The sequence below is a fragment of the Methylobacterium dankookense genome, assembly GCF_902141855.1.
Taxonomy (GTDB): Bacteria; Pseudomonadota; Alphaproteobacteria; order Rhizobiales; family Beijerinckiaceae; genus Methylobacterium; species Methylobacterium dankookense.
The window spans coordinates 1-15343 of sequence record NZ_CABFVH010000056.1; the positions used below are offsets into that span (position 1 = coordinate 1).

14 protein-coding genes are annotated in these 15343 nt (G+C 70.5%); 9 read left to right on the forward strand and 5 right to left on the reverse strand.

The window, feature by feature from the left end; translation table 11 throughout:
- The first annotated feature begins 7 nt into the window (after positions 1-7).
- The 7 genes from MTDSW087_RS25920 (at position 8) to tolB (ending at position 5968) form a co-directional block, all read left to right on the forward strand.
- The gene (locus MTDSW087_RS25920) at positions 8-148 is read left to right on the forward strand and encodes a hypothetical protein (RefSeq protein ID WP_425324731.1); all 141 of its coding nucleotides are present in this window, start codon (positions 8-10) and stop codon (positions 146-148) included.
- A 315-nt stretch (positions 149-463) separates the two neighbouring features.
- Entirely contained in the window at positions 464-1180 is a 717-nt protein-coding gene (locus MTDSW087_RS25925) for a DUF4142 domain-containing protein (RefSeq protein ID WP_144768070.1), read from the forward strand.
- 251 nt (positions 1181-1431) lie between these two features.
- On the forward strand, positions 1432-1869 hold the full coding sequence (ybgC, locus tag MTDSW087_RS25930) for a tol-pal system-associated acyl-CoA thioesterase (RefSeq protein ID WP_144768072.1): 438 nt from the start codon (positions 1432-1434) through the stop codon (positions 1867-1869).
- A 174-nt stretch (positions 1870-2043) separates the two neighbouring features.
- Positions 2044-2763, forward strand: coding sequence for a protein TolQ (gene tolQ, locus MTDSW087_RS25935; protein WP_142584770.1), 720 nt, complete (start codon positions 2044-2046; stop codon positions 2761-2763).
- Positions 2764-2782: 19 nt separating this feature from the next.
- Positions 2783-3226, forward strand: coding sequence for an ExbD/TolR family protein (locus tag MTDSW087_RS25940; protein ID WP_186384002.1), 444 nt, complete (start codon positions 2783-2785; stop codon positions 3224-3226).
- 8 nt (positions 3227-3234) lie between these two features.
- The gene (gene tolA / locus MTDSW087_RS25945) at positions 3235-4587 is read left to right on the forward strand and encodes a cell envelope integrity protein TolA (RefSeq protein ID WP_144768073.1); all 1353 of its coding nucleotides are present in this window, start codon (positions 3235-3237) and stop codon (positions 4585-4587) included.
- Positions 4588-4633: 46 nt separating this feature from the next.
- On the forward strand, positions 4634-5968 hold the full coding sequence (tolB, locus tag MTDSW087_RS25950) for a Tol-Pal system beta propeller repeat protein TolB (RefSeq protein WP_144768075.1): 1335 nt from the start codon (positions 4634-4636) through the stop codon (positions 5966-5968).
- 116 nt (positions 5969-6084) lie between these two features.
- Here tolB and MTDSW087_RS25955 read toward each other — a convergent pair whose 3' ends face one another.
- The 4 genes from MTDSW087_RS25955 to MTDSW087_RS25970 all read right to left on the reverse strand — a co-directional run bounded on the left by MTDSW087_RS25955 (position 6085) and on the right by MTDSW087_RS25970 (position 12232).
- Positions 6085-7317 (reverse strand): MFS transporter, encoded by a 1233-nt coding sequence (locus tag MTDSW087_RS25955; RefSeq protein WP_144768077.1) that lies wholly within the window; start codon positions 7315-7317, stop codon positions 6085-6087.
- Positions 7318-7391: 74 nt separating this feature from the next.
- The gene (locus MTDSW087_RS25960; RefSeq protein WP_144768079.1) at positions 7392-9866 is read right to left on the reverse strand and encodes a sensor histidine kinase; all 2475 of its coding nucleotides are present in this window, start codon (positions 9864-9866) and stop codon (positions 7392-7394) included.
- Positions 9867-10197: 331 nt separating this feature from the next.
- Complete coding sequence (gene ahcY, locus MTDSW087_RS25965; protein WP_144768081.1) at positions 10198-11598, reverse strand: adenosylhomocysteinase; 1401 nt, start codon at positions 11596-11598, stop codon at positions 10198-10200.
- Between the two features lie 196 nt (positions 11599-11794).
- A complete protein-coding gene (locus tag MTDSW087_RS25970; RefSeq protein ID WP_144768083.1) occupies positions 11795-12232 on the reverse strand; it encodes a CsbD family protein in 438 nt (145 codons plus the stop codon).
- A 315-nt stretch (positions 12233-12547) separates the two neighbouring features.
- Between MTDSW087_RS25970 and MTDSW087_RS25975 the strand changes: the two genes are divergently transcribed.
- Both MTDSW087_RS25975 and MTDSW087_RS25980 read left to right on the forward strand, forming a co-directional pair.
- Positions 12548-13312 (forward strand): fumarylacetoacetate hydrolase family protein, encoded by a 765-nt coding sequence (locus MTDSW087_RS25975; protein WP_144768085.1) that lies wholly within the window; start codon positions 12548-12550, stop codon positions 13310-13312.
- Positions 13313-13430: 118 nt separating this feature from the next.
- On the forward strand, positions 13431-14441 hold the full coding sequence (locus tag MTDSW087_RS25980; RefSeq protein WP_144768087.1) for a 2-dehydropantoate 2-reductase: 1011 nt from the start codon (positions 13431-13433) through the stop codon (positions 14439-14441).
- Between the two features lie 106 nt (positions 14442-14547).
- Here MTDSW087_RS25980 and xth read toward each other — a convergent pair whose 3' ends face one another.
- The gene (gene xth, locus MTDSW087_RS25985; RefSeq protein WP_144768089.1) at positions 14548-15342 is read right to left on the reverse strand and encodes an exodeoxyribonuclease III; all 795 of its coding nucleotides are present in this window, start codon (positions 15340-15342) and stop codon (positions 14548-14550) included.
- Position 15343 lies beyond the last annotated feature (1 nt).

Consider the following 15343-nt stretch of genomic DNA (forward strand, 5'->3'; position numbering starts at 1 on the left):
CTACCTGATCCAGCAGGGCTTCGTGCAGCGCACGCCACGCGGCCGCCTCCTCACCGCCCACGCCTTCCGCCACATGGGCCTCACCCCGCCGCGGCGGGACCCGAACCTGCAGGCCGGCCTGTTCCCGGACGACGGATCGGAGGGCTGAGGGCGAGGCGCCGAGCCGCGGATATGCAGTGGGCGCATATCTGATTTGTTCATGATCGTCGCGGGGGAATCATCTTCCCCGCTCGCGACCCCGCGCGAGCCTGTCGATCCCGCACGCAAATCCCTGGGACAACACACCGTTCGCCGCGAGCGGCACCGCGCGAGCTGGCTGCACCCGCATCCCCCGATCCCGGGATCACAGGATTGCGCATGCGCGGAACACGACCGCAGCGCACAAGTTGACGGCCCGACCGTGCCCCTCCGCGGGCGCCGGCAGACGATACCGATCGCTGAAGAATCCCGAGGAAAATCCGTCATGAAGACGACCGTCCTGGCCGCTCTCGGCCTGTCCGTCGCTGCCCTCGCCACGCCCGCCCTGGCGCAGGACGCGCTGCCGCTGCGCATCGGGGCCGACGCGCCGCTCGGCGCCGCCGCGACCGACACGCCCAAGTTTCGCGCCGAGGCCCTGCGCTCGGACGCCGCCAGCATCGAGGCCAGCCGCATCGCGCTGGAGCGCTCGCGCAACCCGCGGGTCCGCAACTACGCCAACCGCGTCCTGGTCGAGCGTGAGGCCACCACCCGTGCGCTCCTGCCCGAGGGCACCTCGCTGACCGCCACCGGTCGGATCGTCTCCGACCGGCAGGGCATCCCGACCCGCCTCGACAACCCGGTCGGCGTGGTGCTCGCGCCCGTCACCATCGCGGCCAATCTCGGCACCAGCATCGTCGGCGGCGTGCTCGGCGGCGTCGGGATCGTCGACAACAGCCCGGCCGAGCCCGGCCGCCGCGTCGCGCTGGGTCCGAACGGCCAGGCCCGGATCGAGCGCCTGCGGGCCGCGCCGACCGCCCGCGACTTCGACCGGACCTATGTCCGCGAGCAGGCCCGCTCCGACGCGCGCACGCTGGCGCTGTACCAGACCTACGCGCAGAACGGCGACAGCGCCGCCGGACGCCGCTTCGCCAACGAGGCGCTGCCCTTCATCGCGGACGAGCACGCCCACTCGGCCACGCTCGCCGGCCGCGTCGGCGGTTGATTCCCAAATGCCTCGATCCCGACCAGGGTCGGGATCGAGGCGCCCGGCGGATGGCCGCCGCCGCGCAGTCGCGCGGGTCGATGGCGGCGTCGCGCTCGTCGCCATCCGGTATCGGACACCGCCTCGGACAGGCAGGGCCGCTCCCGCGCGGGAGCGGCCTTCGCCATGTCGGCCACCCTCGCATTCGCCGGCCGACATCTCTAAACAGCGCGGCTTCGGCATCTCCAGCCGCATCCCGAACCCGGCCTGCAATGGATTCGACAGATCTCGCGGACGCGCACCGGCTCCCTGTGCGGGTCTACTACGAGGACACGGACTTCTCCGGCTTCGTCTACCATGCGAGCTACCTGCGCTTCATGGAGCGCGGGCGCACGGAACTGCTGCGCGGGCTTGCCGGCGACCAATCCGACCTGCACCGGGAGGCGGGCGGCCTCGTCTTCGTGGTGCGGCGCATGGCGATCGACTACCTGAAGCCCGCCCGCATGGACGACGCCCTCGTGGTGGAAACCGCGACCCGCGAATTGCGCGGCGCCTCCATGCATCTGGCGCAGGCCGTCACCCGCGACGGCGAGATCCTGGTCCAGGCCGAGGTCGTGGTGGCGTGCGTGCGCGGCGACAGGGCGATCCGCCTGCCGGATTCGCTGCGGCGGGCGCTGGCGCCGAAAGCCGCCGCCGCAACCGATCCTTAACCCTGCCGGGCCCTTTACTGCGTCGCGCGGATTACGTCGGCCGCAAGGCTGGCGTGGCCCTTACTTTCGACAGATTCAACGGCGATTCCCGTTGATATCGTTCGACGATTTGACCCGAGCGCAGCTGCGCCACGTCCCGGCGCGGGCGTCTTCGGGCATCGAGGATCAGGTCCGATGACTCCAGCCGATGCCATGGCGGTGCAAGCGCCGGTCGCCGACATGAGCCTGCTCGGCCTGTTCCTCCAGGCCCATTTCGTCGTGAAGATCGTGATGGTCGGCCTGCTCAGCGCCTCCGTGTGGTGCTGGGCGATCATCGTCGACAAGACGCTGCTGTTCCGCCGCATCCGCTCCGAGATGGATTCCTTCGAGGACGCGTTCTGGTCCGGCCGCTCCCTGGAGGAGCTGTTCCGCTCCTTCAACGACCGCCCGGCCACCGGCCTCGCCGCGGTCTTCGTGGCCGCCATGCGCGAGTGGAAGCGCTCCTTCGAGGGCTCCGGCCGGCAGATCCAGTCGCTCAGCCAGCGCATCGACAAGACCCTCGACGTGACCATCCAGCGCGAGGTCGAGCGCCTGGAATCGCGCCTCCTCTTCCTCGCCTCGATCGGCTCGGCCGGCCCGTATATCGGCCTGTTCGGCACGGTCTGGGGCATCATGACCGCCTTCACCTCGATCGCCGCGTCCAAGAACACCTCGCTCGCGGTCGTCGCGCCCGGCATCGCCGAGGCGCTCTTCGCCACCGCGATCGGCCTGTTCGCGGCGATCCCCGCCGTGCTCGCCTACAACAAGCTCCAGGCCGAGGTCGCCAAGGCCCAGTCGCGGCTCGAAGGCTTCGCCGACGAGTTCTCCGCGATCCTGTCGCGCCAGATCGACGAGCGGCTCTCGCTCGTCGCCTGACCCGGAAGGAGCTGAATCCATGGCCATGGCAGCGGGCGCGAAGGGCGGCGGCAAGCGGCGGCGGCGGGGCCGGCGCAGCGGCGCCATCAACGAGATCAACATGACGCCGTTCATCGACGTCGTGCTGGTGCTGCTGATCATCTTCATGGTCGCCGCGCCGATGATGACGGTGGGCGTGCCCCTCGACCTGCCGCAATCCAAGGCTTCGCCGCTCAACTCCGACACGAAGCCGATCACCCTGTCGATCCGCCAGACCGGCCAGGTCTTCCTCGGCGAGGACGAGCTCTCGGACGACGCGATCATCCCGAAGCTCACCGAGACCGCGAAGGCCGGCACCGAGGAGCGCGTCTTCGTGCGCGGCGACAAGCGCGTCGATTACGGCCGCGTCGCCCAGGTGATGGCGATCGTCACCGGCGGGGGCTTCCGCAAGGTCGCCCTCGTCACCGAGCCCGATCAGAGGTAGCAGGCGCCTTGCCGATCACCTTGCCCATCGCCTTCGACCGCAGGGAACCGGGTGTCTGGATCTCGGCCGGCACGCATGTCGTGCTGCTCGCCGCGGCCATCATCGGCATCTCCGCGCCGGCTTTGCCGGAGGCGCAGGAGGGCGTGCCCGTCGAGGTGATCACCGAGAACCAGTTCTCCGAACTGACCAAGGGCCAGCGCGACGCCGAGAAGCCCCTCTCCGACGCCAAGCCGCGGGCCGACCGCAAGGCCGACACGCCCGAGGAGCGCGAGCCCGAGAACGCCAAGGTCGACGCGCCCACCCCGCCGACGCGCCCCGCCGACATGAAGGTGGCGCATGCCGACGAGATGCCTCTGCGCATGAGCGAGCCCGACCCGGCCGAGGCGAAGGCGGCCGCCGAGAAAGCTGCGGCCGAGATGGCGGAAGCCGCTGCCAAGGCTGCGGCGGAGAAGGCCGAGGCGGCCAAGGCCGCCAAAGCCGCGGAGAAGGCAGCCGCCGAGAAGGCCGCGGCCGCCAAGGCGGAGGCGAAGGCCAAGGCGGACGCCGCCAAGGCCGAGGCCGAGAAGCGCGAGGAGCTCGCCAAGCTGATCGAGCGCGAGGAGGCGGAAGCCGCCGCGGAAGCCAAGGCCAAGGCCGAGGCGAAGGCCAAGGCGGACGCCGCGGCCAAGGCCGAGAAGGCGCGCGCCGAGGCCAAGGCGAAGGCTGAAGCCGACGCGAAGGCCAAGGCGGAAGCCGAGCGCAAGGAGGCCGAGCACCAGAAGCAGCTCGCCGAGGCGAAGGCCGAGGCCGAGCGCGAGAAGGCGGAGGCCGCCGCCAAGGCCAAGGCCGAGGCCGCCGCGAAGGCCAAGGCGAAGGCGGTCGCGGATGCCAAGGCGAAGGCCGATGCGGAAGCCAAGGCCCGCAAGCAGGCCGAACTCGCCGACAAGTTCAACGCGGGCGACATCAAGTCGGTGCTGGCCTCGAAGGCCCCCTCGCAATCGACCGGCGCGACGGGTCGCGACGTGCAGCGCGTGGCCGCGCTCGGCGCGCCGTCGGGCAACGCGCAGCGCCTCTCGCCCTCCATGCGCGACGCGCTCGTCGGTATGCTGCAGCAGCAGATCGAGCGCTGCTACTCGGCCCCGCCCGGCGCGGCGCAGGGCGTGATCCTGCCGGTGCTCGACATCCGCCTGAACCCGGACGGATCGCTCGGATCCGAGCCGCGGATCATGCGCGGCGGCGCAAGCTCGGTGGACCAGTCGATCGCGCAGGCCGCGTTGCGCGCGGTCCGCCGCTGCGCGCCCTACAAGATCCCGGCCCAGTACGCACCCTATTACAATGACTGGAAAGCCATCAACGCGGAGTTCGAGTTCACGGCGACCTGACGCCGACCTCCCCCGCGCCCCAGGACCCAATCCCCGGACCGACCCGATGCACGCACGCCCGCTCCCGCGGCGCCGCATGGCGCCCCTCGCCACGCTCCTGGCGCTTCTCGCCTTCGTCCTTGTCGGGGCGCAGCCGGCGCACGCTCAGCTCCAATTGCGCATCGGCGGCGGCTCGTTCCAGCCGCTGCCGATCGCGGTCACCGACTTCGCGGGCGATCCGAGCCTCGGCGGCCTCGTCTCGGGGGTGGTGACGAACAACCTGCGCCGCTCAGGCTATTTCGCGCCCCTCGACAAGGCACGCTTCCCCGAGCAGCCGCAATTCGACGCAGCGCCGAGCTTCGAGAAGTGGCGCGCCACCGGCGTGCAGGGTCTCGTGACCGGCCGCGTCTCGCGCGACGCCTCCGGACGCCTCAAGGTCGAGTTCCGCCTCTGGGACGTGACCTCCGGCCAGCAGATGACCGGCCAGCAATTCGCCACCGACCCGGCCAATGCCCGCCGCACGGGCCACCTGATCTCGGACTCGGTCTATACCAAGATCACCGGCCTCGGCCCCTGGTTCGACAGCCGCATCGCCTTCGTGGACGAGTCGGGCCCGAAGGAGAATCGCCGCAAGCGCCTGATGGTGATGGATCAGGACGGCGCCAACGTCCGCGCCATCACCAGCGGCGAGAACGCCATCGTCGCGCCGCGCTACTCGCCGGCGACCCAGGACATCGCCTTCATGGCGCAGGCCACCGGCCACCAGCCGCGGGTGCAGGTGATCAACCTCGAGACCGGCACGCGGCAGGCGGTCGGCAACATGGATTCGATGAGCGCGAGCCCGCGCTTCTCGCCGGACGGGCGCCGCCTCGTGATGAGCGTGCAGCAGGGCGGCAACGCCGACATCGTGACCATGGACCTCGCCTCGAAGGCGCAGCGCCCGATCACCAGCGGCATGGCCATCGACACCTCGCCGACCTACGCGCCGGACGGATCGCAGATCGTGTTCGAATCGGATCGCGGCGGCTCGCAGCAGATCTACGTGATGGGCGCGGACGGCTCGAACCCGCACCGGATCTCATTCGGCGAGGGCTCGGCCTCGCAGCCGGCCTGGTCGCCGCGCGGCGACCTCATCGCCTTCACCCGCCAGCGCAAGGGCGGCTTCGCGATCTGCGTGATGAAGCCCGACGGCTCGGGCGAGCGCGTGCTCACCGAGGGCTTCCACAACGAGGGCCCGACCTTCGCGCCGAACGGCCAGTACGTGCTGTTCTTCCGCGATCCCGGCGGCCAGGGCGGCGGCAAGCTCTACATGGTGGACATCACCGGCAAGGTGGAGCAGCCCGTCCCGACCCCGTCCTACGCCTCGGACCCGACCTGGTCGCCGCTGCTGGCGGGGCGCTGATCCGGGGATCCCAAAGGGACGACGTCCCTTTGGTGGGGTGCCGGGGCAAAGCCCCGGCGTCCGATCCGGGCTCCGCCCGGCCCCGCGAAGGGGATGATCCCCTTCGAACCCCGGGATCAGTCCGACTTCAGCAGATGATCCCGCTGCCGGAGCGCCGGGAAGAGCCGCCCCCAGGCCACGGCGATCAGCATCGTCATGACGCCGCCCGCCACGACGGCGGGCACCGCGCCGATCGCGGCGGCGAGCAGGCCCGATTCGAACTCGCCGAGTTCGTTCGAGGCGCCGATGAAGACCGTGTTCACCGCCGCGACCCGGCCGCGCATGGCGTCGGGCGTCTCGCCCTGGACGAAGGTCTGGCGGACATAGACGCTGACCATGTCGGCCGCGCCCGTGATGAACAGGCAGAACATCGAGAGCGGCAGCGAGGTCGAGAGGCCGAAGACCACGATCGCGAGCCCGAACAGGGCGACCGCCCGCAGCATCCGGACGCCCGCATGCCGCCGCAGGGGCCGATAGGCGAGGAGCACCGCCATGGCGACGGCGCCAGCGGCCGGCATGCTGCGCAGGGCCCCGAGGCCGAGGGGGCCGACATGCAGCACCTCCGCCGCGAAGACCGGCAGGAGGGCGGTGGCGCCGCCGAACAGCACTGCGAACAGGTCGAGGCTGATCGCCCCGAGCACCACGGGCTGGGAGCGGATGTAGTGGAGGCCAGCCGAGAGCGTCGCCCAGCTCACGCGCGGCCGCTCGCTCACCGGCGCGGGCCGGAAGCGGATGGCGCCGACGCAGAGGCAGGCGAGCGCGAAGCTCGTGCCCGCGCCGCCGAACACCACCGCGGGCCCAGCCGCATAGAGCAGGCCGCCGAAGGCCGGGCCCATCACGGACGAGCTCTGCCAGAGCGAGGAGTTCCAGGCGATCGCCGAGCCGAACAGGTCGCGGGAGACCAGGGTCGGCAGCAGGGCCTGCAGGCTCGGATTGGCGAAGGCGCGGGCGGTGCCCACCACGATCACCAGGGCATAGACCGGCCAGGCCGCCTGCGCTCCGGACAGGGCGTAGGCCAGCAGCCCGAAGCTCGCCGCGGCCTGCACCGCGAAGCTGATCGCGGCCACCAGCCGGCGGTCGTAGGTGTCGGCGACATGGCCGGTGACCAGGGCCGCCAGCATCGCCGGCAGGAAGCCCGCGAGCCCGACGAGGCCCAGCGCGAGCGCCGAGCGGGTCAGGTCGTACACGAACCAGCCGATCGCCACCGCCTGCATCTGGTAGGCGAGGCCGCTGAGGAAGCGGGCAGCGCAGAACAGGCGGAAATCGCCGTTGCGGAAGACGGCCCAGCCGCTGTGCGAGAGTGTGGACATCGCGAGCGTGCTGGGCCGTGGCCAAGGGCCCGTCAAGCGGTTCGGCCAAGCTGGGACGGCCGCTCCCGGCTTCGTTACTCCGCCGCTTCGACCTGCGGGTCCCGGTCGGCCAGCGGGAAGGAGCAGGTCACGCAGGTGCCGGCGCCGGGGCTCGTCTCCAGATGCACCCGGCCGCCATGCAGCTCCACGAAGGAGCGCACGATCGAGAGCCCCAGGCCGACGCCGCGGTGGCGGGTGCCGAGCGTATGGCTCTCGAACCGGTCGAAGACCTGGGCCGCGATCTCCGGCGGCATGCCGAGGCCGTGGTCGCGCACGCCGATGATCAGCTCCGTGCGGGTGCGACGGGCCATCACCTCGATGCGGTCCCCCGCGCGGGAGAAGCCGACCGCGTTGGAGAGCAGGTTGAACAGGATCTGCCGGACGCGCTTGCCGTCCGCGTAGACGCTGCCGATGTCCGGCGGCACGTCGAGGACGACGCCGAGGCTGGCCTCGGCGAGGCGGTCCTCGATGCCGCGCATGGCGGCGTCGATCGTCTCGCGCACGTCCACCACCTCGTGCTGCAGCTCGAGCGAGCCGGCATCGATCGAGGCGAGGTCGAGGATGTCGTTGATGATGACCAGCAACGCGCCGGACGAGCGCATGATGTGGTCGGCATATTCGCGCTGGCGGATGTTGAGGGCGCCGACCGATTCGTCGCCGAGCAGCTGCGTGAAGCCGATGATGTTGGTGAGCGGCGAGCGCAGCTCGTAGGAGACGTGGTGGACGAAGCTGTCGCGCAGCTGCGCAGCCTTCTCCAGGGCCTCGTTCTTCTCGGTGAGCGCGCGCTCGACGTTGACGCTGGCGGTCACGTCGATGAGCGTCAGCAGGGTCGCGCCCTCGGGTAGCGGCTGGGCGGCGCAGTCGAGCACGGTGCCGTCGACCACCTCCAGCCGGCAGGAGAGGGTGTCGCGCGATTCGAGGCCGACGATGCGGTCGCGGATGTCGAGCCAGGGCTCCTCCGCGGGGGCGAGGCGGCGGCAGGCCTCTATCACCGCCTCGACATGGGGGCGCTGCTCCAGCATGGCGGCGTCGAGGCGCCACACCGTCGCGAAGGCGCGGTTGGCGAAGGTCAGGCGCCCGTCCGCCGCGAAGACGGCGACCGGCTCCATCAGGGTGTCCAGGGTCTCGGCCTGGACCCGCATCAGGGCGTTGTAGCGCGATTCGAGGTTCACCCGGTCCGAGACGTCGTCGAACAGGTAGGTGAGCCCTCCTTGCGGGTTCGGGTCGGCGACGACGCGCAGGGTGCGCCCGTCCGGCAGGTACCACCAGGTCTCGTTGGCCTCCACCGCCCGGTAGGCGGCGAGCACGCTCTGCTTCCAGGCCCGGAAATCGGCATGTTCCTCCAGCTTCCGCTGGGCGCGCAGATGGTCGAGGATCTCGCCGTCCAGCGGGCGGCCTTCGAGGTAGGCGACGTCGAGGTCCCAGAGCTGCCGGTAGGCGGCGTTGTGGAAGATCAGGCGCTGGCGGTCGTCGAACATCGCCACCGCGGTCGGCAGCTGGTCCAGCGTGCGGACATTGGCGTTCATCTGGCGCTGGAGGTCCGCGCGCACGCTCTCCAATTCGGAGACGTCGATCGCGATGCCGACGCGGCCGGTCTCCAGGCGCGTCTCGAACACGTCGAGGACGCGGCGGCTGCCGGCCACCACCGCCGAGAGCCGCGGCACCGGCTGCTGGCTGCGGCGGCCAAGGTCGTCGCGGGCGACCATCTCGCGGGCCGGCCGGTCGAGGAGCTCGGTGCCGGCCTCCAGCGCCGCCTCGCGGCTCGGGGCCTCGATGGCGGCGACATAGGCCATGTTGACCCAGGCGAGCCCGCCCTCGCGGTTGCGCCGCCAGACCGGCTGCGGGATCGCGTCGAGGAGGCTCGCCAGGGCGGCGAGGCCGCGGCGGGCCTCGTCCAGGGTCTCGCGCAGCTCGGCGATCTCGCGCCGCTCGTCGCTGGTCTCGCGCAGGCGCAGCAGCGCGCGGCCGGCCACCGCTTGGCCATGCGCCTCGATGCTGCGGCCGGCTTGGCTGCGGAGCGCGAGGCGGAAGCCGGTGCCGCGGGCGCGCAGGGTCTCGACCGCCGCCTCGATCGCCCCGGCATCGGAGGGCAGCAGCCAGGAGCCGAAGGCCAGGATGCGGCGGGCCGCGCCCGAGATCGGGCGCCCGTCGAAGGCGATGCCGACATCGCCCTCGATGACCGGCTCGGTGCGCGCATCCCAGGTGACGATGATCTGCCGCTCGGCGTTCAGCAGCATCTCGGCGCGGTCGTGCGCGCCGCGCAGGGCATCGAGCGCCGCGGCCTGCTCGCGGTCGCGCCGGGTCCAGCGGCCGCGCTCGCGGATATGCAGGAGGGACAGGATGGTGGCGAAGGCGAGCAGGCCGCCGAGGACCGAGACGCTGGCCACGCCGTGCATGTGAAGGACGGCGCCGGATTCCGGACCGGCCGGCCACGCGGTCGCCGCCCAGAGGCAGCCGACGACGAGCATGCCGGCGCCAGCCGCCAGCCGCGCCGTTCGTTCGAGACCCATGACCCGCCCCTTACGGCTCGTCGCCGGTGCCGAGCGCGCGCAGGCGCGTCCGCGCGGCGCGAGGCCGCACGCCGTCCGCGTGCCGCCGGGAGATCGGCGACGCGCCACCGCGCTCGGAAGATTCGCCGCCACTGTAGACCGGGGGCGAATCGTCCCGGAAGGCCCCAAGGACGCGCGGCATGCAGGCGGATGCATGCTGCGCCGCATGCGACGCACAGAAGACACAGTCCGGCACTGCGGTTCGGCCTTGACAATGAAGAAAGGGCCCGGCCTTGCGGCCGGACCCTTCCAATGTTCCGATGATGTTCCCGCGAAGGGCCGCGGGGCGACCTCAGTAGCGGTAATGCTCGGGCTTGTACGGACCCGCCTCGTTGACGCCGATGTACGAGGCCTGGTCGGGGCGCAGCTTCGAGAGCTTGGCGCCGACCTTCTCCAGGTGCAGGGCGGCGACCTTCTCGTCGAGAGCCTTCGGCAGGGTGTAGACCTGCAGCTCGTACTTGCCCGGGTTCGTCCAGAGCTCGATCTGGGCGAGCATCTGGTTGGTGAAGGAGGCCGACATCACGAAGGAGGGGTGACCCGTCGCGTTGCCGAGGTTCACCAGGCGGCCTTCCGACAGCAGGATGATGCGGTGGCCGTCGGCGAACTCGATCTCGTCCACCTGCGGCTTGATGTTCGTCCACTTGAGGTTCTTCAGGCCGGCGACCTGGATCTCGTTGTCGAAGTGGCCGATGTTGCAGACGATCGCCCGGTCCTTCATCGCCCGCATGTGGTCGATGGTGATGATGTCCTTGTTGCCGGTGGCGGTCACGAAGATGTCGGCGCGCGGAGCCGCGTCCTCCATCGTGACGACCTCGTAGCCCTCCATCGCGGCCTGGAGCGCGCAGATCGGGTCGATCTCCGAGACCATGACCCGGCAGCCGGCATTGCGCAGCGAGGCGGCCGAGCCCTTGCCCACGTCGCCGAAGCCCGCGACCATCGCCACCTTGCCGGCCATCATCACGTCGGTGCCGCGGCGGATGCCGTCGACCAGCGATTCCTTGCAGCCGTAGAGGTTGTCGAACTTCGACTTCGTCACCGAGTCGTTCACGTTGATGGCCGGGAAGAGCAGCTTGCCCTCCTTGGCCAGGATGTAGAGGCGGTGCACGCCGGTGGTGGTCTCTTCGGAGACGCCCTTGATCGACTCGGCGAGGCCGGCGAACCAGCCCTTCGGCTTCTCCTTCAGCTTCTTCTTGAGGAGGGCGAAGAAGATCTCCTCCTCCTCGGAGCCCGGCTTGTCGAGGAAGGCGGTGTCGCCCTGCTCGGCGCGCAGGCCGAGATGCACGAACATCGTGGCATCGCCGCCGTCGTCGAGGATCATGTTCGGCAGGCCGCCGTCATGCCAGTCGAACAGGCGCGAGGTGTAGTCCCAGTACTCCTCGAGGGTTTCGCCCTTCACGGCGAAGACCGGGATGCCGGCGGCGGCGATCGCGGCGGCAGCGTGGTCCTGGGTCGAGTAGATATTGCAGGAGACCCAGCGGATGTCGGCGCCGAGCGCCTTGAGGGTCTCGATCAGCACCGCCGTCTGGATCGTCATGTGGAGCGATCCGGCGATCTTGGCGCCCTTCAGCGGCTGGCTCGAGCCGTACTCGGCGCGGACCGCCATCAGGCCCGGCATCTCGCTCTCGGCGATCGAGATCTCCTTGCGGCCGTAATCGGCCAGCCCGATGTCCTTGACGATGTAGTCCTTGGCCATGAGGTCGGTTGCTCCGTCTCTCGCGTGTCGCTGGGCCGGGCCCGGTGGCCGGGCCGCATGCCGATGCGCTGTCTCTCGCCGAACCGGCATCCACTTCGGCTGAGAGCGCTCTAGCAGGTCGCGGGCCACGAAGCAATCAAGACATAAAGATGTCTTTATACGACGCCGCCCGGTCCACCCGGGCGGCGTCGGCCCCTCAGCGGTCGCGGCGCATCAGCAGGCCGAGGCCGAAGGCCACGGCGCCGACGATCGCGAGCGTGGCGAGGCGGTTGTCGTCCGCACGGGCCGCGAGCGCCCGGCCGTGGCGCTCGGCGCGGCGACGATAGTGCCGGCCGCGCTCGCCGGCCTCGTCGTAGATCTGGCGGCCGCGCTGGCTCACCTCGTCGTAGAGTTCGTGGGCGCGCTCGCCCGCCTCATGCGCACGATGGCGCGCCTCGTGCGCGAGGTGGCGGCCGTCGCGGACATAGTCCTCGGCCGTGTCGCGGGCGCGGCCATAGGCGACCTGGGCGGCGCCGGCCACCTGATCGATGGCGCCCTCGACCTGCGGCGACGGGCGGCCGAGCACGGCGCCGGCGGCGGTCTTGGCACGGCCGCGCAGGTTGCGGATGCCGCCCTCGATGTGATCCCGGTTCATGGACATCTCCTTCGGTAGGGGTGCCGGCTTCCGTGCGGCGGGTGGGGCTCGAGCCCGTCGCGTTCAGGTGCATATGCAGCCGGCCTTCGGCGGTTCCGAACGGCCAAGTCAGGCGGATGTTCCGGGTTTCGGGTCGCAGGACTGATCTGCATCAACGACCCCGTGAAGTTTTTTTGACGGGCCCGCGAATTCTTTAAGCGCGACTTGGGCCGCCATTTCGGGCAGATCTACAGTATGCCGTATGCCAGATAAGTGGCGACGGCCGAGAGAGCCGGGCGACGCCACGCCAGGGCCCTGCCGCCAGGGAGGATGCCGATGGCCCGCTGGGTCCGCTACAGCCATGACGGCGCGGAGAGCTTCGGCCGCCTCGAAGGCGACCACATCCATGTCCATTCCGGCGACCTGTTCGGCAACTCGGCACCGACCGGGGCGGTCGTGCCGCTCGCCGAGGTCGCGCTGGCGATCCCCTGCCGGCCGGGCAAGATGATCGCCCTGTGGAACAACTTCCGGGCGATGGCCGAGAAGCAGGGCCTCGACCACCCGCCCGCGCCGCTCTTCTTCATCAAGCCGCCGAACTCCTACCACCCGCCGGACGAGCCGGTGGCGATCCCGGCGGGCACGGGCAAGCTGCTGTTCGAGGGCGAGCTCGGCATCGTCATCGGACGGCGCGGGCGCGACCTGACGCCGGAGACGGCCGGGGCGCACATCTTTGGCTATACCTGCCTCAACGACGTGACCTCCCTCGACATCCTGCGCGCCGATCCGAGCTTCATGCAGTGGACGCGCGCGAAGGGGCTCGACGGCTTCTCGCCGATCGGCCCCTGCATCGCGACCGACATCGACCCGCTCGAATCGCGCGTCGTGGTCCGCGTGGACGGTCAGGTGCGGCAGGACTACCCGCTCTCCGACATGATCCGGCAGCCCGCCGAGCTCGTCGCCATGCTCTCGCAGGGGATGACGCTGGAGCCCGGCGACATCGTCGCCTGCGGTACCTCGCTCGGCGTCGGCTCGATCAAGCCCGGCGCGACGGTCGAGGTCGAGATCGCCGGGATCGGCGTGCTCGCGAATCGCTTCGCCTGAGGGCGACGCCCGTACGAACGCATCGAGAGCGCTCTCAAGCCGAAATGAATACCGGTTCGGCGAACGGAGAGCGCGTCGAAACAACGACCGAGAGCGGCGGAACCAGGGACGGACCAGCATGAGCATCGCGATCGTCGGCGCAGGCGCCATCGGCGGACAACTCGGCGTCAAGCTCGCCGCCTCGGGCGAGCCCGTCACCTTCATCGCGCGCGGCGCGAATCTGGAGGCGATCCGGACCGGGGGCATGCGGCTGATCGAGGAGGACGGCTCCGAGATCCATGCCCGGGATGTGCGCGCGACGCAGTCGATGCAGGAGGCGGGCGTGCACGATTACGTGCTGCTCACCGTCAAGGCGCATCAGGTCGGCCCGATCGCGGCCGACCTCAAGCACCTGATCGGGCCGAACACCGCCGTCGTCACCCTGCAGAACGGCATCCCGTGGTGGTACTTCCTGCACGGATACGAGGGCGCGCATGCCGGCAAGCAGGTCGAGAACTCGGATCCGGGCGGCGCCATCGCCCGCCATCTCGACGCCTCGAAGGTGATCGGCTCGGTGGTCTACCCGGCCGCCATCCTCGAAGCGCCGGGCGTGGTCCGCGTGGTCGAGGGCAACCGCTACACGCTGGGCGAGCCGGACGGCTCGATGAGCGAGCGGGTGACGATCCTGTCCGAGAAGCTCGTCAAGGCCGGCTTCAAGTCACCGGCGATCGGGGACATCCGCTCGGAGATCTGGCTGAAGCTCTGGGGCAATCTCAGCTTCAACCCGATCTCGGCCCTGACCCACGCCACCCTGGTGGACATCTGCCAGTTCCCCGACACGCGGGCGCTCGCCCGCGCCATGATGGAGGAGGCGCAGGCGATCGCGAACACGCTCGGCGTCACCTTCCGCGTCGACATCGACCGGCGCATCGCGGGCGCCGAGAAGGTCGGGGCGCACAAGACCTCGATGCTGCAGGACGTGGAGGCGGGCCGCGCCATCGAGCTGGAGGCGCTGGTCGGCTCGGTGATCGAGCTCGGCCGCATCACCGGCACGCCCACCCCGCATATCGACACGGTCTACGCGCTGATGCGGCTGCTCGCGCGGAGCCTGGAGACGCAGAAGGGCAGGCTGGCGATCCAGCCGGCCTGAGGCCGGCGCCGCCTCCCTCCCAATGGACGGAGAGAGAGCGGCTTAGAATCGTTGTTTTGACGCGCTCTCTTTCGCCGAACCGGAATCCACTTCGGCGGAGAGCGCCCTAATGGTCCAGCAGCTCCACCGTCACCGGCACGTGGTCCGAGGGCTTCTCCAGCCCGCGCAGCGGCTTCTGCACCGAGGCCGAGACCAGGCGGTCGGCGGCCTGGGGCGAGAGCAGGAGGTGGTCGATGCGGATGCCGAGATTCCTCTGCCAGCAGCCGGCCTGGTAGTCCCAGAAGGTATAAACCCCGTCGCGCGGGTCGCAGGCTCTAAGCGCGTCGGTGAACCCCTCCGCGATCAGCCCCCGGAAGGCGGCCCGCGATTGCGGCAGGAACAGCGCATCGGCGCGCCACGCCTCCGGGTCGGCGGCATCCACCGCATCCGGGATCACGTTGTAGTCGCCCGCGAGCACCAGGGGCGTCTCGTCCCGCATCAGGGCGCAGGCGTGGCGGCGCAGGCGTTCCAGGAAGGCGAGCTTGTAGGGGTATTTCTCGCTGGCGACCGGGTTGCCGTTCGGCAGGTAGATCGAGGCGACCCTCACCGGCGCGGCCTCCTCGCCCGAGACCACGCCCTCGATGTAGCGGGCCTGGACGTCGTCCGGATCGCCCGGCAGGCCGCGCCGCACCTCGGCGAGCGTCAGAGGCCTGCGCACCAACAGTGCCACGCCGTTATAGGCCTTCTGGCCGAGCGTCTCGACCGCGTAGCCCGCCGCCTCGACCTCCTCGCGCGGGAACGCGGCGTCCTGGCATTTCAGCTCCTGCAGGCAGACCACGTCGGGCTTCGCCTCCTCCAGGAAGGCGAGCAGATGCCCGATCCGCTGCTTGATCGAGTTGACGTTCCAGGTGGTGATCCGCATC